Source organism: Sutcliffiella rhizosphaerae (assembly GCF_917563925.1).
GTDB classification, from domain to species: domain Bacteria; phylum Bacillota; class Bacilli; order Bacillales; family Bacillaceae_I; genus Sutcliffiella_A; species Sutcliffiella_A rhizosphaerae.
This window is the reverse complement of sequence record NZ_CAKJTJ010000035.1, coordinates 1-25,785: the sequence shown is the minus strand read 5'-3', so window position 1 is coordinate 25,785 and position 25,785 is coordinate 1. Positions and strand designations below refer to the sequence as shown.

General features: G+C 34.7%; 28 protein-coding genes and 2 pseudogenes. 22 read left to right on the top strand and 8 right to left on the bottom strand.

Annotated elements, in window-relative coordinates:
* The first annotated feature begins 497 nt into the window (after positions 1-497).
* The 3 genes from LRP81_RS19535 to LRP81_RS19525 all read left to right on the top strand — a co-directional run bounded on the left by LRP81_RS19535 (position 498) and on the right by LRP81_RS19525 (position 2,953).
* A complete protein-coding gene (locus LRP81_RS19535; RefSeq protein ID WP_230504273.1) occupies positions 498-989 on the top strand; it encodes an alpha/beta fold hydrolase in 492 nt (163 codons plus the stop codon).
* A 328-nt stretch (positions 990-1,317) separates the two neighbouring features.
* Entirely contained in the window at positions 1,318-2,025 is a 708-nt protein-coding gene (locus tag LRP81_RS19530) for a M48 family metallopeptidase (RefSeq protein ID WP_230504271.1), read from the top strand.
* Between the two features lie 505 nt (positions 2,026-2,530).
* Positions 2,531-2,953, top strand: a complete 423-nt coding sequence (locus LRP81_RS19525) for a DinB family protein (protein WP_317987101.1) — start codon at positions 2,531-2,533, stop codon at positions 2,951-2,953.
* An 83-nt stretch (positions 2,954-3,036) separates the two neighbouring features.
* On the opposite strand, the gene LRP81_RS19520 is transcribed toward LRP81_RS19525, so the two are convergent.
* On the bottom strand, positions 3,037-3,630 hold the full coding sequence (locus tag LRP81_RS19520; protein ID WP_230504269.1) for a DUF1062 domain-containing protein: 594 nt from the start codon (positions 3,628-3,630) through the stop codon (positions 3,037-3,039).
* Positions 3,631-3,991: 361 nt separating this feature from the next.
* Positions 3,992-4,201, bottom strand: coding sequence for a hypothetical protein (locus tag LRP81_RS19515; RefSeq protein WP_230504267.1), 210 nt, complete (start codon positions 4,199-4,201; stop codon positions 3,992-3,994).
* Positions 4,202-4,507: 306 nt separating this feature from the next.
* Here LRP81_RS19515 and solA point away from each other — a divergent pair, with 306 nt between their 5' ends.
* Complete coding sequence (gene solA / locus LRP81_RS19510; RefSeq protein WP_230504266.1) at positions 4,508-5,650, top strand: N-methyl-L-tryptophan oxidase; 1,143 nt, start codon at positions 4,508-4,510, stop codon at positions 5,648-5,650.
* A gap of 86 nt (positions 5,651-5,736) precedes the next feature.
* Here solA and LRP81_RS19505 read toward each other — a convergent pair whose 3' ends face one another.
* Positions 5,737-6,348 carry a TetR/AcrR family transcriptional regulator gene (locus LRP81_RS19505; protein WP_230504264.1) on the bottom strand — a complete coding sequence of 204 codons (612 nt, stop codon included), beginning with the start codon at positions 6,346-6,348 and terminating at the stop codon, positions 5,737-5,739.
* A gap of 195 nt (positions 6,349-6,543) precedes the next feature.
* Here LRP81_RS19505 and LRP81_RS19500 point away from each other — a divergent pair, with 195 nt between their 5' ends.
* The 6 genes from LRP81_RS19500 to LRP81_RS19475 all read left to right on the top strand — a co-directional run bounded on the left by LRP81_RS19500 (position 6,544) and on the right by LRP81_RS19475 (position 11,557).
* Entirely contained in the window at positions 6,544-7,281 is a 738-nt protein-coding gene (locus LRP81_RS19500) for an SDR family NAD(P)-dependent oxidoreductase (protein ID WP_230504261.1), read from the top strand.
* Between the two features lie 157 nt (positions 7,282-7,438).
* Positions 7,439-7,936 carry a DinB family protein gene (locus LRP81_RS19495; protein ID WP_230504259.1) on the top strand — a complete coding sequence of 166 codons (498 nt, stop codon included), beginning with the start codon at positions 7,439-7,441 and terminating at the stop codon, positions 7,934-7,936.
* A 170-nt stretch (positions 7,937-8,106) separates the two neighbouring features.
* On the top strand, positions 8,107-8,295 hold the full coding sequence (locus tag LRP81_RS19490; protein WP_230504257.1) for a DUF4017 family protein: 189 nt from the start codon (positions 8,107-8,109) through the stop codon (positions 8,293-8,295).
* A 73-nt stretch (positions 8,296-8,368) separates the two neighbouring features.
* On the top strand, positions 8,369-10,270 hold the full coding sequence (locus tag LRP81_RS19485; protein ID WP_399208152.1) for a S9 family peptidase: 1,902 nt from the start codon (positions 8,369-8,371) through the stop codon (positions 10,268-10,270).
* A 201-nt stretch (positions 10,271-10,471) separates the two neighbouring features.
* On the top strand, positions 10,472-10,984 hold the full coding sequence (locus LRP81_RS19480) for a GNAT family N-acetyltransferase (RefSeq protein WP_230504253.1): 513 nt from the start codon (positions 10,472-10,474) through the stop codon (positions 10,982-10,984).
* 216 nt (positions 10,985-11,200) lie between these two features.
* The gene (locus tag LRP81_RS19475; protein WP_230504288.1) at positions 11,201-11,557 is read left to right on the top strand and encodes a hypothetical protein; all 357 of its coding nucleotides are present in this window, start codon (positions 11,201-11,203) and stop codon (positions 11,555-11,557) included.
* A gap of 127 nt (positions 11,558-11,684) precedes the next feature.
* On the opposite strand, the pseudogene LRP81_RS19470 reads toward LRP81_RS19475, so the two are convergent.
* A pseudogene (locus tag LRP81_RS19470) lies at positions 11,685-12,464 on the bottom strand (SDR family oxidoreductase).
* Positions 12,465-12,667: 203 nt separating this feature from the next.
* On the opposite strand from LRP81_RS19470, the gene LRP81_RS19465 reads away from it, so the two are divergent.
* Together LRP81_RS19465 and LRP81_RS19460 are read left to right on the top strand one after the other, a co-directional pair.
* Positions 12,668-13,288 carry an NAD(P)-dependent oxidoreductase gene (locus LRP81_RS19465; RefSeq protein ID WP_230504251.1) on the top strand — a complete coding sequence of 207 codons (621 nt, stop codon included), beginning with the start codon at positions 12,668-12,670 and terminating at the stop codon, positions 13,286-13,288.
* Positions 13,289-13,471: 183 nt separating this feature from the next.
* The gene (locus tag LRP81_RS19460) at positions 13,472-13,969 is read left to right on the top strand and encodes a hypothetical protein (RefSeq protein ID WP_230504249.1); all 498 of its coding nucleotides are present in this window, start codon (positions 13,472-13,474) and stop codon (positions 13,967-13,969) included.
* A 195-nt stretch (positions 13,970-14,164) separates the two neighbouring features.
* Here LRP81_RS19460 and LRP81_RS19455 read toward each other — a convergent pair whose 3' ends face one another.
* Positions 14,165-15,073, bottom strand: a complete 909-nt coding sequence (locus tag LRP81_RS19455; protein WP_230504247.1) for an aminoglycoside phosphotransferase family protein — start codon at positions 15,071-15,073, stop codon at positions 14,165-14,167.
* A 365-nt stretch (positions 15,074-15,438) separates the two neighbouring features.
* Between LRP81_RS19455 and LRP81_RS19450 the strand changes: the two genes are divergently transcribed.
* The 8 genes from LRP81_RS19450 (at position 15,439) to LRP81_RS19415 (ending at position 22,254) form a co-directional block, all read left to right on the top strand.
* On the top strand, positions 15,439-15,903 hold the full coding sequence (locus tag LRP81_RS19450; protein WP_230504245.1) for a GNAT family N-acetyltransferase: 465 nt from the start codon (positions 15,439-15,441) through the stop codon (positions 15,901-15,903).
* Positions 15,904-15,973: 70 nt separating this feature from the next.
* On the top strand, positions 15,974-16,414 hold the full coding sequence (locus tag LRP81_RS19445; RefSeq protein ID WP_230504243.1) for a cytidine deaminase: 441 nt from the start codon (positions 15,974-15,976) through the stop codon (positions 16,412-16,414).
* 82 nt (positions 16,415-16,496) lie between these two features.
* The gene (locus LRP81_RS19440; protein WP_230504241.1) at positions 16,497-16,931 is read left to right on the top strand and encodes a VOC family protein; all 435 of its coding nucleotides are present in this window, start codon (positions 16,497-16,499) and stop codon (positions 16,929-16,931) included.
* Between the two features lie 276 nt (positions 16,932-17,207).
* On the top strand, positions 17,208-17,927 hold the full coding sequence (locus LRP81_RS19435) for a LytR/AlgR family response regulator transcription factor (RefSeq protein WP_230504239.1): 720 nt from the start codon (positions 17,208-17,210) through the stop codon (positions 17,925-17,927).
* Entirely contained in the window at positions 17,924-19,177 is a 1,254-nt protein-coding gene (locus LRP81_RS19430; RefSeq protein WP_230504237.1) for a sensor histidine kinase, read from the top strand. The genes LRP81_RS19435 and LRP81_RS19430 overlap by 4 nt, the downstream gene beginning before the upstream one ends.
* A gap of 122 nt (positions 19,178-19,299) precedes the next feature.
* Positions 19,300-20,097, top strand: coding sequence for a hypothetical protein (locus LRP81_RS19425; RefSeq protein WP_230504235.1), 798 nt, complete (start codon positions 19,300-19,302; stop codon positions 20,095-20,097).
* A gap of 8 nt (positions 20,098-20,105) precedes the next feature.
* Positions 20,106-21,578: a hypothetical protein gene (locus LRP81_RS19420; protein WP_230504233.1), complete on the top strand. Its 1,473-nt coding sequence runs from the start codon at positions 20,106-20,108 to the stop codon at positions 21,576-21,578.
* Between the two features lie 4 nt (positions 21,579-21,582).
* Positions 21,583-22,254 carry an ABC transporter ATP-binding protein gene (locus LRP81_RS19415; protein WP_230504231.1) on the top strand — a complete coding sequence of 224 codons (672 nt, stop codon included), beginning with the start codon at positions 21,583-21,585 and terminating at the stop codon, positions 22,252-22,254.
* A gap of 162 nt (positions 22,255-22,416) precedes the next feature.
* Here the strand turns inward: LRP81_RS19415 and LRP81_RS19410 are convergent.
* The 3 genes and pseudogenes from LRP81_RS19410 to LRP81_RS19400 all read right to left on the bottom strand — a co-directional run.
* Positions 22,417-22,619, bottom strand: a pseudogene (locus LRP81_RS19410) (DinB family protein); the annotation flags it as partial.
* 208 nt (positions 22,620-22,827) lie between these two features.
* Positions 22,828-24,081: an MFS transporter gene (locus LRP81_RS19405; RefSeq protein WP_230504229.1), complete on the bottom strand. Its 1,254-nt coding sequence runs from the start codon at positions 24,079-24,081 to the stop codon at positions 22,828-22,830.
* 52 nt (positions 24,082-24,133) lie between these two features.
* On the bottom strand, positions 24,134-24,463 hold the full coding sequence (locus LRP81_RS19400; protein ID WP_230504227.1) for a MarR family winged helix-turn-helix transcriptional regulator: 330 nt from the start codon (positions 24,461-24,463) through the stop codon (positions 24,134-24,136).
* Positions 24,464-24,905: 442 nt separating this feature from the next.
* Between LRP81_RS19400 and LRP81_RS19395 the strand changes: the two genes are divergently transcribed.
* Both LRP81_RS19395 and LRP81_RS19390 read left to right on the top strand, forming a co-directional pair.
* Positions 24,906-25,079: a Fe3+ hydroxamate ABC transporter substrate-binding protein gene (locus LRP81_RS19395; protein WP_230504225.1), complete on the top strand. Its 174-nt coding sequence runs from the start codon at positions 24,906-24,908 to the stop codon at positions 25,077-25,079.
* A gap of 164 nt (positions 25,080-25,243) precedes the next feature.
* Complete coding sequence (locus LRP81_RS19390) at positions 25,244-25,660, top strand: hypothetical protein (protein ID WP_230504223.1); 417 nt, start codon at positions 25,244-25,246, stop codon at positions 25,658-25,660.
* Positions 25,661-25,785 lie beyond the last annotated feature (125 nt).

Sequence of the window (25,785 nt, the reverse complement as noted above, 5' to 3'; positions counted from 1 at the left end):
ATTGTAATAAAAAATTTCTGTTGACAACCTCGCCCACATGCATTATTTTAAAAACCAACATGCCATCACCAACAAAGGCGAGTTTCCTTTGACCTAGAATACTTCCCGTAGGTAAACCATTGTCAATTTATCCAAAAAGAGAAAGAGCACTGAAAACACAGCAAGGTTCAATGATTGTAAAAGCAGCTTAACGATCCATATACCTCACTAGAGCACCCTACACTATAAAACATCCTTCACATGGAAGACAACCCATAAAAACGCATCTAACGGTCCTTTCGTTTATTGAGAATCATAAAGCAAAAATGACAATATGGAAAATATGCTGTGGTTCCCCTACGACGGTTCCAGAACAATATTGATAAGGTTCAATATGCCTATAGACGAAGTTTGAAAAATGCCGGAGTCGCTAGGTTAATGAGAGTTGTAGCCTACTTCTTCTCCGTGAATTTCGAAAAGTAATGGCAACTATTTGTGTTCAAGATAGGAGGATTTTTATGAATATTAAATTGAATAATGGCGAAACCCTTTCCTATTTAAAAAGGCAAGGCGGAGGTCATGTTGTACTTTTAATTCATGGAAATATGGCATCATCCGTTCAATATGATCTGTTACTTGAAAAAATGGATTCAATTTTTACAATTTATGCGGTCGATTTACGTGGGTATGGAAATTCAACCTATCATAAGTCCATAAATTCTATGAGAGATTTCTCAGAAGATCTTAAACAATTTGTTGATCAATTAGATTTGAAGAAGGTCTATTTAATAGGGTGGTCAAACGGTGGTGGTGTAGCCATGCAGTTTGCTACTGATTACCCGGAACATGTAAATAAAATGGTGTTGCTTTCCTCCATGTCTACACGAGGCTACCCAGCTTTTACTGCAGATGGTGAAAGAATTCATTTAAGAGATCAATTGGTTACTGCCCCTAAATACCACATATTTTCAGTACATCAGATCTTCCTCAAACGAAGAGCAATTGTGTAACGACCCAGGTGGAAAATGGTTAAACTTTTTTATAAAAATTAAACAACACTGTAAAAAGGAAGGACCCATTTTGATCTATCTATTTATCACAATGGCTTCTTCTTTTTACAGTGGTATACGGCTTTGTTGGGGATGTTTAATCGAACTTAAAGCTACAACCCCATTAGGTATGTAAAGGGTTTTTTTAGTGAAAAAGAAAAATTGATAGATTTGACTGAGTGGCTTTCTTTTGGGGTTAGGATTTGGAGTAAGGAGTTAATCGCCGCTACTTTTTATGGGCAAAATTTAATATAATTACTAGGAAAAGTACATGATGTAAGGTGATAAAATGATACATACATATTCAGGAGAAACCATTCGTTTTGAGATAAAATACAAAAATCGCAAATCCATCGCAATTCATATGGACGTCTATGGAAATATTGAAGTCCAAGCTCCTAAAGGTACACAGGATGAGAAAGTGGTTCAATTGCTGGAGGATAGGTGGGAACTGATTCAAGAAAAATCGAAGGAAATGAAGGGCAGGCTGCTTGGACAGCAGGAGAAGGAATATAGTCAGGAGGAGAAGATTCTTTATCTAGGAAACACCTATCCTGTAAAGGTTTATCAAGATAGTTCTATTGAACAAGATCATGTTGTGTTTGATGAGAAACATATAAATGTATATGTGAAACAGGTGGAGGATGGAAAGATAAAACAAGCTTTGAAGAGATTTTATTACCAGCAATGCAAAGCTATAGTGGAGAAGCGTGTAAGATCCTATCAAAGTAACTTTAAAGTAAAACCACGGTCTATCCGCATATCTGATAGTAAAACTACATGGGGAACCTGTGATTCCCAATTACAGTTAACTTTCAATTGGAAGTTGGCGATGGCTCCAGTTAAAGTAATCGATTATGTGGTAGTACACGAAATGTGCCATATGATTCATCTCAATCACGACCGCTCCTTCTGGCGACTTGTAGGAAAAATATCACCGGATTATAAAGAGCAGGAAAATTGGTTGGCGCTGTCAAGTTGGAAGATGACTGTTTAGGAAGGGGAGGCTTGCCAATAATTGATTAGTGGAGAGCCTCTTTTATTTATGATTAAATAATAGTTAGTAATTTTGACTACTTTACATCCCAAAGCTGCTAAATTAAGGAGGCTTTTCATGAGTTCAAGGAACTTGTGGGGAGCTTCTTTTTTCATTGCATAAACTCAAAAAGAAAATCACAAACTATATCTGATAAATTTTGGTATAACATATTATTGTATAACGTTTAATAATGATAATGGCGCTTTCGATGCTAGCCTCTCATCCGGAGAATTCCGCTGGATGGGGGTTTTTATTTTCCACAAGAACTTTTGACGATAAGAAAAGAAACCCTCAGAACCTTTCCAGGTATGAGGGTTTCTTTGTTATGATCAATCAATACGGTTTATGCCTTAACCGCTCTTAAGAGCCAATCTCCTGGAGCTTTTCCTCTTTCCTTACCAATCTTTCATCGAGAGACTTGGCAATTTAAGGGGGAAAGCAATATGGTTTTTTTTCAGTTGAAATCATTCCAGATGGTTTTCAGAACAGTATTAAATGGAACGCAGGCCACATCTACTTCATCCAGGAAAAATTCGCTATTCATTTTGCGGGTGAAAAGATGAATGTAAGTGAGGATTTTAGCAAGATGTTCTGTCCAGGTTCAAAACCAGCACGACAGGACTTACTAAGCTCACCACCTTTACAAGAAATCTGTGAGCTACTCACCAATCAAGTAGAACGAGTTGAAAATACATTAAAGGATCGATTACAGGAAGAATCTCCTATTGGCTATACAACTTCTAAAGGGCTACGGCTTTTAAAAGTTAATGAGTTCTTGAGTTTTTGCTTATATCATGAAGGGATGCATTTTGAGAAAATCAAGTTAATTAAAAAATTAGTTGGTTCACTTGATAATAATGAAAAGAACGGTTCATCAACTAGGTAAATGAAGAGGTAATTAAACTGGAGTAAATAAAGTAAAACCAAAACCACCCAATCTCCCGGGTGGTTTTCATGTTTAATTAATAATTAAGCCAAAGCATCAACCCTAAACAAATCACCTTTCAAAGTAATTTGCAACTCATCCCTAACCTTGCCCTTCATATCAATGTTTGGATTTAGTAGAATAGTTCCATCCTCAGACAATGCACTCACTTTTGACCTTGAAAGACCAAGGATTTCTGCTAGTAGTTTATCTATTCTAAGACCAAAATCATATTTATAGCAAAATTTAATAGTGACCTCGTTAGGTAGTGAATGCAGTTTTTCTTTTTTTAGTTCGTATCGAATATCCGTATTTACATCATTACATAGCTTTCTTAACTTTTTGATTTGAAAAGCATAGTACCAGCTTGTTTCTTTATCATTATTCATAAATTTTTGAATGAGCGTAGAGTCAATATGATTAATATTCACTCTTGATAATATAGGGTAATTCCAAGTTCCCTCACAATGTAGACAGCTATAAATAAGCCAGATATCAACTATTTTCTGATTCGAATTTACCCTAAATTTCTCACTACAATAGTATTCTGTGTTTGTTTTACATTTGCTGCAATTTCGTTTTACATAAGGTGTTTCCTTCGCAATAATCTCGTAAGTGAATAAATGATGGTGACTCATAATCCAGTTCCTCCTATTTTTCAGAGGAACGCAAAAGAACGGTTGATGGGAGAACGATTTACCAATAGAAAAGCGGAATACCACATAGGTATCCCGCTGGAATTAAAAAACAACTGATTTTCCTGCGTTCCCTGTAATGGTTAAAAATAGGCACACTTCTCCCGTCTTTGAAATAATGTTCAAAAAAGAAATGTACTATTTAGTTGCTAAACCATTACAAAGATATTGGCAAACCAAATTCCACCTTCCATATTTCTCCTGTACCATTAGTGTACCATAATTTTAATTTGATTCAATATTTAAAAAAATAGTACCAAGTTCTCTTCAAGGGAATTTGGCACTTCGTTTATTCGTTATACGTTTAGCGTGACTCTTTTGGCGGTTGGCACACTTCACACTTACGTTGGTTATTATTTTTAAATTTCGTAAATGTCTTTTCAAAGTTACTGCCACATGCACATTTAAATAGTAACTTCTGGGAAAATCCTCGATATTCCGTCGTTAGCAGCTTACTTTCAGAATTGCTCTCAACAAACTCTTTAATTTTACCAATCGTCCATCGTTTATTCATTTTCTTACACCTCCATACTTTATTGATAGGCGGAGGCTTTTTGTGGCATCCGTAATCTTAGGCACCTCATTATAACATGTGGTGGATCACAATTAAACAGAGGGAGGAGTCATCCTTATATGCACTATTAACAAAAAAATACCGTTCTATTAAGAAGAATTGTTTCTAATATATTTGAATAAGAAAATATGGGTTTTCGCTAGAGCTAATCTATTGAAAGATTAGTTTCCGGCAAGTTAGAATATTACCAATTATATTTAAACAAAATTATTGTTGTAACTGGGGTTTGGATGGAGGGTAAATAAGATGCAATATGATGTCATCATAATTGGGGCAGGTTCAATGGGAATGGCTGCGGGGTATTACTTATCAAAGAGTGGAAAGAAAACGCTATTATTAGATTCTTTTAATTCACCGCATAACAAGGGAAGTCATCACGGAGAAACGAGAATTATCCGTTACGCATATGGGGAGGGAGAGGAATATGTTCCATTTGTTCTTAGAGCACAAGAATTATGGAATGAGTTAGAGAGGGATACTGGGAAGAGACTATTTGTTCAAACGGGAGTTCTTAATGTTGGTAATCAAGCCTCTAATTTTATGCAAAATATTATCTCAAGTGCTGAAAAGTATTCACTGCCTCTTGATATTATGGATTCAGTAGAGGTTCATAATCGTTGGTCCGGAATTACTCTACCAAATGATTTTATCGGCTGTTTTGAACCTACTTCAGGAGTACTGAAATGTGAGGAAAGTATTAAAGCGTTTCAAGAGCTTGCTGAGTTGCATGGTGCTACTATTCTAACAAATAGCAGGGTGAGGGAGATTTCCATACATGGTGAAAAGGTAAGCGTTAAGACAGAGGACCAGGCCTTTCATTCAGACGCGCTTGTGATTTCGGCGGGAGCATGGTCAGGAAATCTACTATCGATGTTAGATTTGGACATTCCGCTTACACCTGTGAGAAAGACATTTGCTTGGTTTGATACGGATGAAGAGAACTATAATCAAGATTGTTTTCCAGCCTTTGCATTCGAGACTCAGCAAGGACTTTACTATGGTTTTCCTAGTATTGATGGTGTCGGGTTAAAGGTTGGTCGACATGACGGTGGAATTCAAACAAATCCTGATGAAATAATGAAAGGGTTCGGTGATATAGCAGAGGATGAAGGAGATTTGGTGCAATTCTTAGATCAATTTATTCCAGCTACAGGGGAACTTAAGTATGGAAAAACGTGTATGTATACACTTACTCCTGATGAGAAATTTGTGATTGATCTGCATCCTAAGTATCCTAATGTAGCGATTGCAGCAGGGTTTTCAGGACATGGATTCAAATTTAGCAGTGCCGTAGGACAAGCCTTAAGTAATTTAATTATATCGGGAAGTAACGATATAGATATTTCGCAATTTTCGATTACGCGATTTAATAATCTTAAAAACATCTAGGTAAAAGTAGTCCCTTCACTAAACAACTAATAAAAGAGCCAATTTAGGCTCTTTTTTACGAATGTAACATTTCCCTCTTGAACACTTCAAATAGAACTATTTCCAATATATTTAAAGGAGTAAATATGTGTTTTCGTTAGACTAATGACTTCTTGAATGAAGTTCTCTGGCGTTTCTTGAAATCCATGATGAATCCAATTTTGAAGAAGACCGTAAAAGCCATAGGCAGTGTAACGCTTAAAGTATTCCATATTGACTGGGGTATTGTTAATGGTCTCAAAATGAAACTGTTCGTTATAAATTTTTAAGATAGTTTGAGGAAACTGTGAATGTAAGTTTGGTAATGTGTCGGCATAATTAATTAAGGAAAAAAAATCACGATTAGTATAGATATAAGTAACGATATTAAAAGATGGTGCATTTAGTTTCACTGTATAAATTTTTTGTCCATGTATATAGGCTTTGCCCACTGAGGCTTCTAATCCTTGAAGCATAAAGTCAAGTGTGTCCTCTGCTAATTCCAATTTGTCTGTGTAATGGAGATAGAATGTACTCCGATTATAAGAAGCGAATTCGACAATATCTGTTACCGAAACGGAATGGTACCCTTTTTCTTTAATAAGTTCAATTAATGCATGTCGCAAATGAGCTTTTGTCCGATTTTGCCGTTGTGATTTTGTAGCGTGTTCATTATTCATGAATAAATCTCCTTCAATATAGACAGATTCATTTTAAGTGTCTATCTAATAGACATTTGACGATATCTTAATGATTGTTAATCATGTACAAGATAGTACAATTTAATTAGGAATAAAGAAGTAAGTATAATAGATACTAACTATTATACTTACCCAAAGTATGCTTATAAAGTCTTAGAATGAGGAGGAATTACGTTGGGTAAATTACAAGATAATGTAGCAATAATTACCGGTGGAGCATCTGGTATTGGAGCAGCAACAGCAAGATTATTCGTTTCAGAAGGAGCAAAAGTGGTCCTTGTCGATCTAAATGAGGAAAAGGGAAAAGCTTTTGCATCTGAATTGAGAGCGCTTAATGCGGATGCTATTTTCATAAAAACAAACATTACAAACGAAGAGGAAGTCGCAAATACTTTCAAACAAACGGTTGAAACGTTCGGGAAAGTGGATATTGTTTTCAACAATGCGGGAATTGGCCGTGTACATCCATCCCATGAGTTAGAATACTCCGAATGGCGCAATACTGTAAATGTTGACTTAGATGGTGTCTTCTTAGTGGCACGTGAATCTATTCGTGAAATGTTAAAAACAGGCGGAGGTACAATTGTGAATACGGCCTCTATGTACGGTTGGGTTGGATCACCTGGTTCAGCAGCTTATAATGCAGCAAAAGGTGGCGTAGTCAATTTAACTCGTTCTCTTGCTCTTGAATATGCAGAACAAAATATTCGCGTTAACGCACTATGCCCAGGCTTCATTGATACACCAATTATTCCGGAAGAAAGCAAACAAGCTTTATCTCAAGCCACACCGATGAAACGTCTTGGTCAAGCAGAAGAAATGGCAAAAGCAGTACTTTTCATGGCCTCAGATGATTCTTCGTATATGACTGGTAATAGTTTGATTGTTGATGGCGGGTATACAGCGCAATAATAGCTAGTAATTTAACATGCACCAGAAAAAGCTTGCCAGAAAGAGGGGCAAGCTTCTTTTTTGAGTTGAATACTTTAGACTGCTTCACAAGCCAGAAAATTAACAGAACATGGTACAATGAATAGGAAAAAAAGAATTATTTTAAGGAGTGAATGGAATGTTTTTATCAGTACATGATTTCCTAAACGAATGGAAAAGAGAAGCAGCTCTAACTCAAAAAGTGTTGGATGTTCTAACGGATGACTCTTTGAATCAAGAAGTTTCACCAGGGTTAAATACCATTGGTAGCCTGGCATGGCATATAACAGGAACCGTTTACTACTTTCCTACGCAGCTTGGTGTATCTTTTGAGGCACCTGAAATACAAAAAGAGGCTCCAAAATCTGCTGCTGAAATTAAAGAAACCTACCATACATTAAGTCAGTCCTTTACACAAGCAGCTGAAGAACAAGTTACAGATGAAAATATGAACCAAATGGTGAACCTATTTGGGCAGGATATGCCAATACAGGCTGTTTTCCGTTTGCTTATTCAACATCAGGCCCACCATCGTGGTCAACTGACAGTTCTGATGAGACAAGCAGGCTTGAATGTTCCTGGAGTATATGGTCCTAGCAAAGAAGAATGGCAAGCTATGAATGCTCAAAAAAGCTAATATTGTTTTAATACAAAACCGGCGCTTGCCGGTTTTTTATATGCTAAAGAATCTAAATAAATTTAGATAATATTGTAAACTTTGTTATTTTAGGTGAATAGTCTGCTATTATAAAATATATACATTTTCCAATAATTGTTTAACAACTTGAAAGGAGGGAGTGGAGGGGAATGAAGAAGTTGTTTCCGCCATTATTTTCTTATTTATTAGTTTGTATTATTGTTGTTTTAACTCCAGCGTCTGAAGGTTACAATACCTTTGGTTGGAAATTATTTGTTGCACAGATGTTTGCAATTCCGGTTCTGATCATTGTAGCGTTAATCACGTTTTATGTGAACAAAAGGCGCATAGAAATGTAATGGTAAATTTCATGGATAGTAATTGCTATCCATTTTTTATTTCATGGATTTTACAAGGGGTGTATTAAGGAAAATGAAAAAAAGTACATATTTAAGTATGGAAGAGATTAGTTCATTACCAATCTTATCTGGTACAAGCATAAGTGAGGATGGTAAAAACGTTGCATTTGTCAAAAAGACAGCTAACTGGAAAGACAATAATTATAGAAATCATGTATGGATATATGAAAAAGATAAGGGACAGAGTTATGCATTAACAACGAAGGGCATAGAGTGCACATCCCCAATATGGTCCCCAAATTCTAGGGATATCGCCTATCTTAGCCAAGTTGGTGAAGCGGACCAAATCTTTGTTAAGTCAAAAAATCATAATAGTGCTGTTCAAATTACGAATGAAAAATATGGGGTCAGTAAATTCAAATGGGATCCTACTGGCAAAGGTTTTTACTACCTTGCTCAGTCAAAAGATAAGAATTCACATGATGATTTTCACCATGTTGATAATGACTACCACAATAATTGTTTATTTTACATAGACATAGCAAAAGAAGAACAAAGCAAGGTGCATCAACTAACGGATGGTGTGAATTTTCATATCCATACATTTGATATTTCACATGACGGAAAAAAGGTTGTATTTATGGCTACCCCAAGCCCGAATATGAAAGATTTTATAAATGGAGATTTATACATACTAGATATAGCAGCTGGAAAGCTTCAAAAATTGAATATTGATAAGATCCTTGGAGAGAGTGTTTGCTTTTCTCCTGATGGCAGCAGAATATGTTATGCAGTAAGCATTAGGGAGAAGGATTACTATAAGGGCCATATACAAGACAGTACATTAGAAATTTATGATAGTAATAATGGAGAGCGAATTCAACCATTAACAGATTTTGATAGTATGGTTATTCCATTACGTTGGACAGCTAAAGGAATATTAATTAGATGGCAGAGTAAAACAAATTATCTTATTGGATTGCTGCCTGAGGGTGGCGCAGTGGAAATGTTAAGTGAAGATGGCTTTATAATGGAGGCTGCTATAACAAGAGATGGTAATCATCTAGCCTATAATAAGGCAGTAACAAATGAGATCTTTGAAATTTATTTAGACCATAAAAAATTAACGAATGAAAATAGTATTTTCAAAGATAAGCTTAAAAGTAATAGGGAAATAATCTCTTGGCAAAGTAGTGATGGTCTTGAAATAGAAGGTGTTTTATCAACCCCAGTAGATTTAGACGCTAATAAGAAATATCCCTTATTAGTAGTAATTCATGGAGGACCGGCATGGGCATCCTTTCCAATATTTTCAGACTGCTTTAATGAGAAGTATCCGATTGAACAGTTTATCGAGAAAGGTTTTATCGTTTTAGAACCTAATTATAGGGGAAGCTCTGGTTATGGTAACGAGTTCTTAAAAGCAAGCTATAGAAAACTGGGAATCGCAAACTACGATGATGTTATATCAGGAGTGGATAAACTAGTTGAAATAGGGATTGCAGATAAAGATAGAGTAGGGGTTATGGGCTGGAGCTATGGTGGATATATATCAGCTTTCTGTTCTACATCTAGTAGTAGATTCAAAGCTATTTCAGTTGGAGGTGGAATTACAAACTGGAATACCAATTATGCAAATACAGATATCCCTTACTTTATTAGGATGTATGTAGGAAATAACCCATGGGATGATCCAGAAATATATGCAAAAACATCCCCAATGACATATATTAAATCAGCCTGTACCCCCACCTTAATCCAACATGGTGAAAAGGATGCAAGGGTTCCAATTCCAAATGCATTTGAGCTATATCGAGGATTAATGGATATGGAAGTGGATACTGAATTAATTATATTTAAAGGGATGGCCTATGGTGCTGATCAGCCAGAAGTTAAGGTGGCTATAATGAAGCAGAATTTGATGTGGTTTTCTCATTATATTCTTGGGGAAAATATGGGGGATTTTAGGAATTAATAATGGACTTCATATTTATAGATTTTGAAAGTGTCAGAAAAATGTAATCAGAACTAAATTAGGATAGACTGTCTAATTCTCTTGAATCCCATTGCATTAGGGGAAAATACTTAGATCATCTCTTGGAAAATCTTTTGTTAGTATCTACATAAAAACGGATTATGTTTGGAAGTGGTTTGTCTTAGGAGAGGAGATAAAAAAGTGATTGAATTACGTAAAATAAGCGGAGATAACATAGATGAAGTGATAGCACTTGAAGTAGGAGAACACCAGAAAGATTTAATAGAAACTACTAACCTTAGAAGCTTTGCAGACGCTCATACGATGAATGCAGAAGGGATACCAGCGACTCCCTATGCTGTTTATGCTGATGAAGTTGCAGTCGGCTTTTTGATGTATATTTATGATACGTTGGATCATGAATCATTTGAAAATGAAGTTTTTTACGGAAAGAAGAGCTATTTTATTTGGCATTTTATGATTGGAAAGAGTTATCAGGGGAGAGGATATGGCAAACTAGCCTTTGAAAAAATGTTGATGGATATTGAAACTATGCCATATGGGGAAGCAGAATATGTATCCCTCTTTTATCGAATAAATAATGTCAAAGCAAGATCATTATACGCTTCATTTGGTTTCGTAGATACAGGTATTATTCAGGATAATTCGATGTTAGCGATAAAAAAATTAGATGTGAAAAGGCAGAATCCTTAGTAAAATTGGCTCTTTCAAATTATATTTGGGGTAGGCTTGATAATTAATGGAACTGAGTTGTGGGAATCCAATATTATATTACTCGGGTCTATATCGTTATAACAACTTCTTCAATAGATTTAAAATTCTGCTTTTATTCCTATCTGAGTATCGAAATTAGAACAAACGAAAAGATGGTATAGTAAAAATAAAAAAGAAGGAGGAAGTTAATTGGAAATGACAAGAGAAGAATTCACAGGTGGAAATAATATTGCACTAAAAATTCCTAAGTATAAGTACAATGAGACGGTACACTTTTATAAGGAAGTAATCAAACTTCCATATTTAGGTTTCGTATCTGAATCACATGCATTTCAGTTTGGTGGAGTAACACTATGGCTAGATTGTATGGACAATTATTCTCAACAAGATGTATGGCTGGAGATTGAGACTGACAACGTGAAGACAGCAGCAGAGTATTTAAAGGAAAATAACATTGACAGAAGAGACGAAGTGGAGGTACACGAGAACTCAAAGGGTTACTGGATTTCGGATCCCAGTGGAACAATTCTTAGAGTGAATCCGCGTAAATAGGGATTAAAGTAAGGAAGCAATGGGTTAATGCTTAATCTAACTTTATCTAATTTTTTTACTTAGAACGGTGCTAGGTTCATAAAAAAAGAGTGTCCAAAATACTTGGTACACTCTCCCATCCACGTAATTAGTATTTAAAAGATTGTCCGCCATCAATTGGTATTACAACCGCGTTGATGAAGTTTGATTGATCGGATAGTAAGAAAGCAGCTAAATAAGCAACCTCTTCTGGTTTTCCGAACCGTTTCATTGGGTTTGGTTCAACAAATTGCTTTCCTACTTCCTCCCAATTTTCAGGGTCGATTTTTTTAGCGACCCTTCAACCATAGGGGTCATAATGGCACCAGGTGCAATAGCTTTGATGCTAATGCCGTATTGTCTGTATTCTATTCCAGAGTTTCTAGTCAATCCAACAACACCATGCTTACTGCTGCATACCCTGACTGATTTCCTACACCCCCCCCTCCTACAGAAGCTGTATTAACGATGGAACCAGAGCCTTGTTTTTTCATTACTTCTAATACATATTTCATCCCATAGAAAACACCATTCAAGTTAATTTCGACTACTTTACGAAACTCGTCAATGCCATAATCCTCTGTTAGGTTTTGTTTGCCTTCAATTCCTGCGTTATTAAAAAACCATCAATTTTGCTATATTTGTCGACGGTTTTATGAACAAAATTTTTAACAGCATCTTCTCTAGAAACATCTGCAGGTATTAAAAGAACTTCTGCTTCCGGAGCCACTTCTAAAATTACCTTTTTTGTTTCCTCTAACGAATCATTATTTAAATCCACTAAAGAAAGCTTGGCACCTTCTTTTGCAATTTGTAAGGCTGTTGCCTGTCCTAATCCAGATCCTGCACCTGTAATTAATACTACTTTTCCATCAAAACGATTACCCATATTTATATCCTCCTGAAGCTTTTCCTTGTGAAAATTCCATTTCTAAGTTCCCCTTTTAAAGAAAATAAAAATTTTTCCCTGAAAGTGTATTTTTTGTTTAACAAATTAAATCACTATGCGAGATTATACTTCCATTGAGAAAAGGAGATAAAAAAGCTTTTATAGTATATTGTAATAGTATTAGTAAAAGGAGGTTCGCTCTCATGAAAATATTAATTTTAGGTGCAACTGGACGAGTTGGCAGCAAATTAGTTACATATGCCCTTCAAGATAGACATCAAGTTACTGTATTAGTTCGCACGCCAGAAAAGATTCAGATAAATAATGAAAATTTAACTATTATTCAAGGAAATGTTTTAAATAAAGAGGATATCGTTCGTTCAATGCAAGGGATGGATGTAGTTATTAGCGCACTAAACACAGATGGGTCAACTACTCTATCAGAAAGTATGCCACTTATTATCGAAGCAATGGAAAACGAAAGTATACAAAGGATAATAACTATAGGAACTGCAGGTATCCTGCAAAGTAGAACAACATCAAACTTACTGCGTTATCAGTCAAGTGAATCAAAGCGTAGGTTAACCCGTGCAGCAGAAGAACATCATAAAGTTTACGATATGCTTAAACAGTCAACACTCGAATGGACTATTGTCTGTCCAACGTATTTACCAGATGGAGAAAGTATAGGTGAATATCGTGTAGAGCGTAATTTTTTGCCAGAGGGTGGAGCGAAAATATCCGTGTCCGACACTGCAGAATTCACGTATAACCAAATAAATAGTAGCAACTATATAAAATTACGTGTAGGTATCGCCTATTAAATAATATCCACATAAGACTATTCTTTTTAATGGTTAGTGGTTATCACTAATATTGTTTAAAGTTGTGGAGACGCTGTTTAATAAATGTAGTAGTGTTGGCAGATAATACATCTGAATATGATATTTCTAAAGGATGTGGTTATTATCAGGTTGTCTAAAGTCCTCTTCTTTTGTTTTATTTTTGTGTTCTCCCTTTCAGAAGGTGTTCAAGCTGGTTATACAAATGAAGAATTCCAGCAAGAACTTTTTGAACTAGGATACAGTGAAGTTCATTTTGCTTTGAAAGAGAGTGAAGCTCACTTTAAGAAAGATATTGCATTGCCTGTGCAAATGCATCCCATTGAATTTACGCATAGCTTCGGAAGGTTTAGTAATATGAATGGGGAATTAAATGGTAGATTTGAAATAGAATACATTCATGTAAATAAAACGGATAATCACTACATGATTGGAATTACTCCTAAAAAAGATGGCAAGCAGTTTAGAGAAGAACTTATAGATAAAACCTATAAACTTAAAAACGGAAGCGAAGCCATCTATACTACAAACTTTGCAAGAGGATTTAATATATTGATGTTTGAAAATGAGGGTTTGCAGTATACCCTTAGTATTAATAAAGCTGTTTCAGATCAAGTAAAACCAGAAACTTTAGTAGAGATAGCAAACTCAATATTTCAATAAAACTAAGGACTCTGTTCTTAACGGAACAGAGTTTTTATTTTTGTAACACTAAGAATGCAACGTTTTGTAACGCCAAGTCTAAAGATTGTAACTGATTTTTTAATTAAGGAAACTCAGGATTAAATGAACCATTTGCAAATAGTAGAAAAAAGGAATGTAAACAATTTCGAGACATTCCTTTAATTACGAACAAATTCACGGCGTATACCAACTTGGTTTAATATTATTGAAATAATCATGGTCTTCTAAAATTATTTCCAGTCTTTCTAATGCATCTTCAAAGAATTTAGGGTCATTCTTGTTAGTCCAAATAATTGTGGAAAATATGTTCATGGCAGCATACAAGGAATACAGTTTCCAAAAATACGCTTCTGGTGGAGCAGAAAAATAACCTTCTATTTGGCCAATGCAATACGGAATGCTAATTCTTCTACTAAATAAAGCTAGGTTATAGAAATCATGATAGGCATCACCGTAATCAAATCCATTAAAGTCGATAATCCCTTTAAATTGATTTTCTGATAGAATGATATGTTCCAAATGAAAATCGTCATGAAGTAGCGTATTATGTCTATCATGAATTATATGTATATTTTCTTCAATAAAATTAAGGATCTTAGTATCTTTTTTAAGCTTAAATTTACCTGCGTTATATTCATTAAGGTAATATCTATATTTCTTACTCTGTCTATCTTGCCACTTTTCAACATGGGATGGCGCTATAATTTGATGAATTTTATATAATTCCTTGCCAGCTTTTAATCCTATTTGATGTTGAACACTATCGGAACAATTTTTGAAAGCGTTAACTGCAGGGGTCCCCTCTATATACTCTATTACCATAAAGCAAATGCCATCGTGTTCACCAAATAAGATAGGCTTCTGTGATTGAATATTCATTTCTTCCAATTCTTTTAGTAACTCAAATTCAGTGGCTCTATTTTTCCGGAATTTAATGTCTGAAATACGTAAAAGGTATTTGTTTTCCTCTTTAATAACCACATATTTATCATCTGGTGATAAACCCTTTTCAATCTTCTCAACACTTGAATAACCGGTAAAGAAAGTTATTTGATCTATTACCTTTTCAATGATGTAATGCATTTCTTACCTCCATTAGGTGTAATGTGAAACTTCCGTCTCGTTATATACGAAAAAAAGACGAAGTGTAATAATTTCAACAAAAAGGGAATTAATCCTTCAAATAACTATTTTGTGACTTAGATTTCATTCCGTTAAAGGACAGGTTATGGAAGATCAAAAATAGAGATTGTGAGTAATTCTATTTATTAATATAACGTTAGTTCAATAAGATGATCTTATGGCTTTTTATAAAAAATCAGAAATTTTATTTATACCTCACATTTGTTATATTTAGGGAAAAGGGGACCGATTGACAAAGTCTTGAGTGTGTATACTTAGAATTAGTTTAATCATAACTAACTCTGTTTAGATTGGAGAGGAAATGTATGAATACAAATCAAGTTACATTTAGAGAAGCAACAATTCAAGACCTCGATAAGATTGTATTTATGCTTTCAGATGACGTTCTGGGATCCAAAAGAGAGCTTTATAAACAACCTTTACCAGAAAGTTATATAAAAGCATTCCAATCTATTAACGCTGACCCAAACAATGAATTGATTGTGGCTTGTTATGGGGAGAAGATAATAGGTGTTCAACAGATTACATTTACTCCATACATTACTCATCAAGGAGGATGGAGAGCAACAATTGAAGGTGTTCGTACTGCATCTTCAGAACGTGGGAAAGGAGTAGGATCTTTGTTAATTCAATGGGCAATTCAACGTGCCAAAGAGCGTGGATGCCATATCGTTCAACTAACAACAGATAAAAAGAGACCCGAAGCACTTCATTTCTATGAAAAGTTAGGCTTTACGGCAACGCATGAGGGCTTAAAGTTACACATTTAAAAAGAGAGGCTTAAGTCGAATTACAATTGGCTAACGGTCAAAGGTAACCTAAAAACAGGAGAGTGAGAGTATGCAGGAAGTAACAAGTATTGAGAATGAAATGTATCTTATAGCGAAGGATTTTATAGCTATGAGATATCCTAAAGGCTGGGGTGGTGTAGCAGTAATACATACTGATGATGGAAAATTTTTAACAAGTGTGTCTATAGAGACAGCCAATAGTAGTGTAGATTTATGTATTGAGGTTGGAGCAATGTGTGAAGCGCATAAATATAATTCTTGTGTGACACATTGTTTATGTGTAGTTAGAGATGATGAAAATAGCCCATTCAAAATACTTTCACCATGTGGTGTCTGTCAAGAAAGGCTTAGATTTTGGGGAACCGGTGTGAAAGTAGGCGTGACAACCACAGACCACACATTAAAATTTGTAACTTTAGATATTTTACAACCATATCATTGGACGAACGCTTATCCCCTTGAAAAACTTGAACAGTATACTAAGGGGTAATATATCTTGTTGAAAAACAGGAAAACTAGAAAACAAAAGAGAAGTGATATTGATCATAGTAGTACAAAGGAGGTATGTGATTATGAAAATCAAAAGAATAGATCATGTTGGCATAGTTGTGAAAGATCTTCAAGCTGCAATAGCATTTTTTCTTGAAATTGGTCTTGAACTGGTCGGTGAAGGAAATATAGAAGATCCGTGGGTGGAGCGGGTGATTGGGCTTGAAGGAGTAAAGGGTGAAATTGCAGTATTGCGAACTTCAGATGGTGAAGCCAATATAGAACTAGTAAAATTTCACACGCCATCAGACGAAAATGGCATACAAAATCCTTTGGCAAACGCTTTAGGTATTCGACACATCGCCTTTGCTGTTGAGGATATAGAATCCCTTGTTGCTAAGTTAGAAAAAATAGGAGCAGAACCTTTAGGTGAGATATATAACTATAATAATGTATATAAATTATTCTATTGTCGAGGACCAGAGGGGATTATATTAGAGCTGGCGGAGAAAATATAATATAGGGTGACTTCTAGTTCAACTTAATAGTAAAGGCGCAATCCATTTTAGGGTTGTGTTTTTTTGTTTTAAAATATATTTAGAACACCTTTTTATAAAGCCAAGAGTGTGTTTATTACGTCTAATAGATGTAAGACAAAATAAACAGGTGGTTTCCAAGGTTCTTCTACCATTTTTTGTTTTTATTTCGGTATAATAAAAATACGAATATTACCATTTAACAGTTCATCATCCCTTAAACATACCCTGTTTAATATATATATAGGAGATTTTGTAATGAACGTTTTAATTATTGAAGATGACCAGGCTATCCAAAAGTTATTAAAAAAAACATTAGAGATGCTACCCCAAAAATTTAATATTCACCATACAGATAGTGCAGCAAAAGCTTTAAATTTAGCGGAAAATAGTAAGATAGATTTTTTTATTGTGGATATTCAGCTTGTTGATTACAAAGGAACGGATTTAGTCAAGCAGTTGCGAGCAATGCCTATTTATATGTATACGCCTATCGTTTTTGAAACGGCGGTTTTATCAGAAGAATTATATGCTTACCGAGAATTAAAGTGTTTTTATTATTTAGTGAAGCCGTATACACAGTTAGAATGTCTAAAAGTGATCCAGGATGTCTTAAAGTATTTATCACATATTCAGATTGATGAACAAAAGCTTCGTATTGAACAGAAAGGATTTATCTTTGAGTATCTATTAAAGGAATTATTGTATATTGAGTCGTTTGGTAAAAAGCTTTGTTTACATTTAAAACGCGATGGAAATGTACGGAAAGAAATGATTTCGAGTTTCTCATTAAAGGGTATCATGGAGTTACTAGACGAAAGGTTTATTCAAGTACATAAAAGCTTTATTGTTAATAAGGATATGATAGAACAAATAGATAAGGTTGATCAGACAATTAGGTTAAGGAATGGACAACCTCTTATTCCTATAGGATTAAAATTTCGTCACTCCATACTTCGTATAGGGGAAAATAAATGAACGTTTTATTAGATATTTTGGCTCTTTGGATGATTACTTGTTTGTTTTTTCGCGAAGCATTTAAAATTAAATGGACTCACGTTTTGTGGATTGGTGTCATTTCATCGTTTTGTTTGCTAAGTGAGAGCAATGAGCAAGGACTAATTATGACATTAAAGGGACTTGGAGTTTTACCGGTAATGCATATACATAGCCTTATAGGCTTTTGTTTTCTTACACTAGTAGCCAATAGTTATCTATTCAAACGTAGTCACTTAACGATTTTTTTAATGACCATGCTTAGTTTAATGGTCTGGATGATGATTCGGATACAAGCAGTCTTGTTAACATTGTTTTTACCGTTAGATAGCTCATGGAACCATTTAATAAGTGTGGCAATAGCAATAGGGGTTGTTTTTTTCATCACTCGATATTTAACATATACGCATTTTGAACAGATGACATTGATGCAGCAGCTAATTTTGGGTATATTCTTTTTAGCTTTGATGAGCGTATATATTTTTCAAACTAATGAACTTACACTGATTGGTAGTTGGCTCTTGCTGTTTGGTTCGGTTATTGTGTTTATACTTATATCATGGTTATTTTTTGAACAAAAGAAACAACAGGCTTTAAAAGCTAGGATTATAGCGATGGAAGAGTATGTACCTATTATTGATGAACTTGTATTTGAAGTACGTGCGAGGCAACATGAATTTTCTAATAAAATGTTAGCTATCACAAGTATTCTTGAAACAACTCATACTTTAGAAGAGGCGAAGCATGAAATTACTCGATATACTGGGGATTTAAAATTACAATCTCACCAACAACAATTATTAACGATGGATCATAAAGTTGTGGCTGGGTTTCTATATACAAAAGTAAAAAGAGCGGAACAAATGGGGATTCATGTAGTAATTGAAAATTCACTCTCGGTTCATAATATGCCCTGTGAAGATGTCGACTTAATTGAGGTGCTTGGGATTTTACTTGATAATGCTTTTGAAGCTAGTCAAAGTGAAGACACCGTGTATGTCACACTTAAGAAAGAAAAAGATCAGTTTGTAATTGAAGTAAGTAATCCATCACCTTACATTTCAATCGAGCAATTTCGCAAGATGTTTGAAATTGGTTTTTCAACGAAAAAGGGTGTCCGGGGCTTTGGATTGCACAATGTGCAAAAAATTGCCAAACAATATAAGGCTCATCTCCTTTTAAAGAATGAGCAGAAAAAAACAAATTATGTGACCATTGGCTTGCTGTTCTAAGAATAAAAGAAGGTTTTACAGGAATGAAAATGTTTACGTTCCTGTAAAACCTTTCTTTGTTCTTAAGCCATTGCAGCCATTTATTTGTTTCGCTATAGTAAGGGCATTGAGGGGGATAGAATGTGAAACTATTAATGATGAATGAATGGCGAAAAGTGAGAATAGCAGTATTTGTGACATCAGCAATTGCTATGGTGGCTGTTACAATTAGTACATTATTTTTTTATAAAAGTTATGCATTAGAGGCACAGCTTGAAGTGTATGAGGTTGGATTTCCGATATTTAATCTAATATTCCCGTTGCTTGCAGTTATTCCCACAGGCTGGCTTATGTATTTTGAGCGTAAAAATGGATTTATTAAGTATACATTACCACGTGTGAATAAAGAGCAGTATTTACTATCGAAATGGATGGTAAGTGCAGGGAGCGGTTTTTTAGTTATTTTTTGCGTTTCAATAACAGGCGTCCTAGTTGCATTATATATGGTACCCCCAATTACAGTTCAATTAACTGAGGTTGATCCAATAACAGGTGAGTTGAAAGGGATAATCGCTCAATCCCGTATTTTTGGAGAACATTTTATAGAACAGCCTTTCTTGTATGGATTGGTATTTAGTTTATGGAAAGGCATAATAGGTGGTTTGATTGCAACACTAGGTTTTGCATTTAGCTTATATAGTAAAAATTTATTTGTTATTTTAACTGGCCCCTTTGTTTATGAGCTATTAGAGAATTTTTGTTGGTCCGTTTTAGGTCTTGAAAGATACCGGTTAGTTACGGCATTTGAACCGTCCAGTGTAATGTTTGAATCTTTATTCTGGGGGAGCTTTATTACTGGACCAGCTTTGCTTCTATTAGTTATCTTAGGATATTTAGTATACAAAGGAAAAGTGGTAAAAGCACGCATTTATGACTTGTAGGTGAACGTATGAAAATCCTCATTTGGCAGCACTTGAACTTACTAATGACGAAAGCCCTTATACTATTCATAGCCATTTTCACACTAACAGCTGTAGGAGATCGCAAGACGTATGATGGCAGTTTTAGTTTGTTTGTCCTTTATCTCATAACGGATCATTATGTCATCATTTTCCTAATGACACCGTTTTTTCTCCTTTGTCTATCAAAACTTTATAATGAGCCACGTATGGTGGAGTTAATACGTACGGAAAAGTTTTATCGTTTTATGTTTACAAAGTGGTTAGCAATCACTTTATTTTCTTTTATATTTGCAGGGATTATTGTCTTGGTTTCAATGATGGTATCAATTGGATTACCTTTGAACAATAACTGGCAAAGCTCTTTGGATGCAGAGATGATGCAATACTTTATGAGTACGTTTAGTAACCCAGTCCAAGGCGTATTATACTCTGTACTATATTTATTCGTAGGGTATAGTTTCATAGGCTGTACATTTGTGACAATGGTGCACTTTTTCTCTAGGAAAGCTACATATTTTTGTATTGGTTTATTATACATCGTTATGATTTTATCTATCAAAGTGCCCTGGATGGGAAACATACCTTTCATCGGAATCAATCGTTATATAGTGTTACATCATAACTTTACTGGAAATTACTCGATTTGGTGGACCATTTTTGCGATGGTACTACTGAGTCTCTTCCAAATCTATAGCATACTACGATTTTGGTTCTGGTCTCCAGGAAATGCTAAGAAGTTAAAAAAAGGATTATTCACTTATTATACTAGGATCTTATGGACGCCTAAATTAGTATCGATTTGGTGTACGAGCATCACCATTTTAGCAGTGACAAAGGCAGCTTTTATAGAAGAAACATTAAATGATTATTTTATGCGTTTCTTTTACGGGTTACCAATAGGTTCTATGCATGTTTTGACATGGTTAGAGCAAATGATTTACATCGGAACGCCGATGTACACGTTTGGTATATTTGTGCAGGCATGGTGTTATCCCAGATATGTTTCATTATTTATGCGCATACAAAAGAAATCAGCGTGGGGGAGGGTCGTTTTAGGTCACACCTTATTATTAGCAGTTGTCTACGTTATCCTGTCGGTTTCTATTTTACTAATAATCGGTATTTTATTTGATAAAACTTTGGTGATAGATTGGTATTTACTTTCATACATCGTTCTTATTAAAATACTCGAATTGAGTTGCATGATGACTTTATTATTGGTGCTTTTCATTGTAACCAATCGGGTAACATTGTCCTTTTTAACTACTATGAGTTTATACCTCATTAATGTTCTTCCGATAAATTGGCTGTCGTACAATGTGGCAGGGAGTGGTCAATTAGCACGAATGGAGGAAATGGGGAGAACGATGTTAGAAATGGCGATTGTTAGTTTTATTGTCCTTTGCTGTATGGTTATCACTATAAGATGGAAGTCGTATAAATATTTTGAACGAGGGTGATTAAATGACAGTTGAAATTGAATTAAGAAATATATCAAAACAATTTTCAGGCCACGAAATATTAAAAGATATTCAATTAAATATTGCACAAGGTCAAACAGTTGGGATTGTTGGTGGTAATGGTAGTGGTAAATCGGTTTTGTTTAAATTGATATGTGGATTTGAAGTGCCTACTAAAGGGCAAGTGATAATACGAAATCAAGTTTTAGGAGAACAATTTGATTTCCCTGAAGGTGTAGGTGTTTTTATTAATGAGCCAGGCTATATTGAACTTTTTAGCGGCTTTAAAAATCTACAATATTTAGCAGCTATAAAAAATCGGATAAACAATAAACAAATTGAAGAAGCTATGCAATTAGTCGGCTTAAACCCCAAAAATAAAACGAAAGTAAAGGATTACTCTTTAGGTATGAAACAAAAGTTAGGAATTGCACAGGCAATTATGGAAAATCAGCATATTTTAATTTTAGATGAACCTTTTAACGCACTTGATTACAAAACATATCAAGATGTAAAGGAAATTATTAAAAACTTAAAAGAACAACAGAAAACCATATTACTGACAAGTCACCATTTTGCTGATATTGAAGAGCTGTGTGATGAAATTTATGTAATCGAAGAAAGTGAATTAATACCTTTAACAGATAATTTTAAGCAGCAATTTATGAAAAAATAATCTATGCTATGTATGAATATTTTAAAGATAAGCCGCAGTTTGTTTTGGTTTATCTTTCTTTATTTTTTGGCTTTGTTAAATTTTAATGTTGATAATAGTCAAAATTAAGGGAAACCCTATTTCTATTGGGTTTTCCATTCGTATTACTAACGAAAAGTTCGTAAGTGGTGGATTTTCCAGACCTAAGTGAATCAAAGCTTCTTTTAGTGGTCCATTAACCCCAAAAGGTTTGATTTAAGCTTAACGCATAAGAATTGTAACTTGTCCACGGTAAACAATGTGCTTAATTAGCTCCATAATAATTTGAGCATTTGTTTCTTTTTTCCAAATGCGGTTTGCACTTCCTTCAAGGATTCGTCTACGTAAAAAAGATAAAGATAGATTTAAAGAATTTGGTACATTGCAACGTTATAAAGTAGAAGATTTGAACATAAAAATGAAACTCTCCAATCTAACTATGGGTTACCTTGAATGTTTCATTAATCATAATAATTTCTTAAATACTAATAGAAAAATAAAGAGAAATATTACTATCTTTACTCATTGTAAGATAGAGTAGATTCAAAGGGAAACTTACCCCTTAACAGGCAACGCATACTTTTTCCGAATAATAATAACACTCAAGCTTGCAAGAAAGCATAGTATTCCTGCTCCTATAAAAGCTGATGTATAGTCGTTAAATCTTTCAAATACTAACCCTCCTCCTAAGGCAGCAGTAGCAGCGCCCATTTGGTGGGCAGTGAAGATCCATCCGTATACAATGACGCTTTTTTCTATCCCAAAAACATTGCGGGCTATGTTAATGGTAGGTGGTACAGTAGCGATCCAATCTAATCCATAAAATAAGGAAAAAACAATTAACAATACAAATGAGCCGTCGAATAAAGCAATGGGAAGTAATAGTAAGGAAAGTCCTCTTAATAGATAGTACCAAAACAGCAACCAACGATTATCGATTTTATCAGATAACCATCCGGAAACAGTTGTGCCTACTAAATCAAATACTCCCATAACCGAAAGCATAGACGCTGCTGTAACGGAAGCAATGCCAAAACCGATACAATACGCAATAAAATGTGTACCAATTAAGCCGCTTGTAGAAAGTCCACAAATAAAAAAGCTTCCAGCAAGTAACCAAAATTCCCGATATTTAAAGGCTTCAAAAAGTGTCTTTATAGCTAGTGAAAAAGGGTTTCTCGTAGCTAGTTTACTTGCACTCACTGTTGCTTCTCCACCATAGGGGGATAATCCTATATCCTTTGGGAATTCTTTCATAAAAACGATTAGTAGAATAATTGTAAGTAGAGCCAGCACTAAAATGATAAAAATAGAAAATCTCCAACTAGAAGCTTCAACTACATAAGCTACAACTGGTAATAAAACTAACTGGCCTGTTGCCGTACTAGCGGTAAGTATTCCTATTGCAAGACCGCGCCGTTGATGGAACCATCTGTTTGCGATAATTGGACTAAGTACAGTTAAAAATAGTGAAGCGCCTAATCCGATAAGAATTCCCCATAAAATTAGTAGATGCCAAGTTTCAGACATTACTAATGAGAGAGCTAACCCAATGGCCATCGTAAACATGGAGATAATCATCATCTTCTTTACACCAATAATTTGTACGAAGGCACCCATAAATGGTCCGGATAGTCCATACATCAGGAGGTTTAGACCAATAGCGATGGAAATTTCAGTACGTTCCCAACCAAATTCGTTTTCAAAAGGAATGATAAATACACCAGACGATGAACGAGTGATACCCGCGACAATGATAGAAATAAAAACAATGCTTAAGATGACCCAGCTATAATGAATCTTTTTCAAAAGTTATCCCCCTCACTGAAACGTGTATATACCCGTTTAGGTGAAATCTCCACTAGATGCTATTTAAAATGGTTAAAAGCTCTCTGGCTTTGTCTTCCCCACCGAGTTTATCTTCTATCTCTTTCTGAACAGACTGCCAAATTTGAATGGCCTCTTCCAGTACACGTGAACCATAATCAGTAACTGCGATTAAATTCTCCCGTTGATCATTTTTATTCTCAGGAGCAGCAAAATATATGAAATTCATTTTCTCCAGCACTTTAATATTTCTACCTACTGTTGAACGCTCTAATTCACATTCTTTTGCTAAATGTGTGATGGATATCATCTGATGACGTTTAATCATTTTCAATAAACTGTACTGGGAAACAGTTATATTCAAAGGTTTTAAAGCGTTACTATACTGCGTGCTCATCCTTCTTGACGCAGATCTAAGATTAATACAATAACAGGAACTCATAAGGAAAGAACCTCCAAGAAATGGTTTGTAATTACGAGTATATACCCGTAATTACTTATTTGTCAAATGTACTAAAAGCAATTACTGCATTAAGTTATACCATTTTTACCCAAAATATATTAGGCTAATAAGTAACCAGCAGTTCACGAAGAAAGGACCAAAAATAATGAATTCCAGTGACAATCACATCTTAAAACGAGAAAAAATAATCCTTTTTACTAAAATAGGGTGTTTAATTGGAGGCATTCTTTTAGTACTAGTATTGGGTGGAATTTCCACCGTCTGATTTAATACGGTAATGATTTAAACCCTTTTCTTTTGCATGGGTTTTGTAAGCTCAAATTTTAATTGGAGGTGATATGCAGTGTTCGGAGAAGAGTCAAAGTGTACTAAATGCGATAAAGAAATTAAGGGTGACGAGGTTGTCTTTATAAAAATGCGGTATCCAAAGCGTAAAGGGATGACTGAAATAAAAGCGTATTTAAAAAATGAAGGTAGTTTCATATGTGAAGATTGTTTTCATCAAAAATCAAATTGATATGTGGTAAAAGTGAAGAATGGGAAACTCATATAAAACGGAGTTTCCCATTCTTATAACAAAAAAACCACATTAAACATTAACAGAGCCTTTGTAAAAAAATGAGCCCAAAATGAAAACCGTTTCGTATATAAGTATTACTACACCTTTAAGAGGAGAAAAGAATGAAAGTTTATTATTTTTTACTAAGCATCATTGGCATATTTATTTTAGTAGGTTGTCAGGATATGCAAGATAATAGAATGGTCCTTTTAGATGAAAAGATTAGAGAAATAAACGTTTCCAGCTCAATTGGAATAGGAGATATGAATGAAGAGATCCTCTTTTCCTTTAAGGACGAGCCATCTATAAAAATATTGGAAAATGCGATTAAAACGGCGGTAATCCTGCCTTCAAGCATTCAGGGAACTACACCTGATTATGACCTAATGGTTATATATGATGAAGATTTGCCAAAGCATCCCATTCATTTATGGTTAGGTGAGGAAAATGAAGAGAGTATCCTCATCTATATGGTAGGGGAAAGTGAAACGTACTTCACTTCTGCAAAGACTACCAATCAATTATACCAGCTAATATAAGTCGACCCTTTTTTTAAATAATACTAGATTAAAGATGTTATAATAAAAACATGCATGACAAAGAAACTTCAATAATTTCATTTGAAGTTTTTGTAAATGATGTGATTATTTGTATAGGATTATGC

Excerpts from the sequence above, each read along its gene's own strand:
- LRP81_RS19535 (WP_230504273.1), top strand. The coding sequence starts at position 498 with ATGAATATTAAATTGAATAATGGCGAAACCCTTTCCTATTTAAAAAGG.
- LRP81_RS19530 (WP_230504271.1), top strand. The coding sequence starts at position 1,318 with ATGATACATACATATTCAGGAGAAACCATTCGTTTTGAGATAAAATAC.
- LRP81_RS19520 (WP_230504269.1), bottom strand. The coding sequence starts at position 3,630 with ATGAGTCACCATCATTTATTCACTTACGAGATTATTGCGAAGGAAACA.
- LRP81_RS19515 (WP_230504267.1), bottom strand. The coding sequence starts at position 4,201 with ATGAATAAACGATGGACGATTGGTAAAATTAAAGAGTTTGTTGAGAGC.
- solA (WP_230504266.1), top strand. The coding sequence starts at position 4,508 with ATGCAATATGATGTCATCATAATTGGGGCAGGTTCAATGGGAATGGCT.
- LRP81_RS19505 (WP_230504264.1), bottom strand. The coding sequence starts at position 6,348 with ATGAATAATGAACACGCTACAAAATCACAACGGCAAAATCGGACAAAA.
- LRP81_RS19495 (WP_230504259.1), top strand. The coding sequence starts at position 7,439 with ATGTTTTTATCAGTACATGATTTCCTAAACGAATGGAAAAGAGAAGCA.
- LRP81_RS19490 (WP_230504257.1), top strand. The coding sequence starts at position 8,107 with ATGAAGAAGTTGTTTCCGCCATTATTTTCTTATTTATTAGTTTGTATT.
- LRP81_RS19485 (WP_399208152.1), top strand. The coding sequence starts at position 8,369 with ATGAAAAAAAGTACATATTTAAGTATGGAAGAGATTAGTTCATTACCA.
- LRP81_RS19475 (WP_230504288.1), top strand. The coding sequence starts at position 11,201 with ATGACAAGAGAAGAATTCACAGGTGGAAATAATATTGCACTAAAAATT.
- LRP81_RS19465 (WP_230504251.1), top strand. The coding sequence starts at position 12,668 with ATGAAAATATTAATTTTAGGTGCAACTGGACGAGTTGGCAGCAAATTA.
- LRP81_RS19455 (WP_230504247.1), bottom strand. The coding sequence starts at position 15,073 with ATGCATTACATCATTGAAAAGGTAATAGATCAAATAACTTTCTTTACC.
- LRP81_RS19450 (WP_230504245.1), top strand. The coding sequence starts at position 15,439 with ATGAATACAAATCAAGTTACATTTAGAGAAGCAACAATTCAAGACCTC.
- LRP81_RS19445 (WP_230504243.1), top strand. The coding sequence starts at position 15,974 with ATGCAGGAAGTAACAAGTATTGAGAATGAAATGTATCTTATAGCGAAG.
- LRP81_RS19440 (WP_230504241.1), top strand. The coding sequence starts at position 16,497 with ATGAAAATCAAAAGAATAGATCATGTTGGCATAGTTGTGAAAGATCTT.
- LRP81_RS19435 (WP_230504239.1), top strand. The coding sequence starts at position 17,208 with ATGAACGTTTTAATTATTGAAGATGACCAGGCTATCCAAAAGTTATTA.
- LRP81_RS19430 (WP_230504237.1), top strand. The coding sequence starts at position 17,924 with ATGAACGTTTTATTAGATATTTTGGCTCTTTGGATGATTACTTGTTTG.
- LRP81_RS19420 (WP_230504233.1), top strand. The coding sequence starts at position 20,106 with ATGAAAATCCTCATTTGGCAGCACTTGAACTTACTAATGACGAAAGCC.
- LRP81_RS19415 (WP_230504231.1), top strand. The coding sequence starts at position 21,583 with ATGACAGTTGAAATTGAATTAAGAAATATATCAAAACAATTTTCAGGC.
- LRP81_RS19390 (WP_230504223.1), top strand. The coding sequence starts at position 25,244 with ATGAAAGTTTATTATTTTTTACTAAGCATCATTGGCATATTTATTTTA.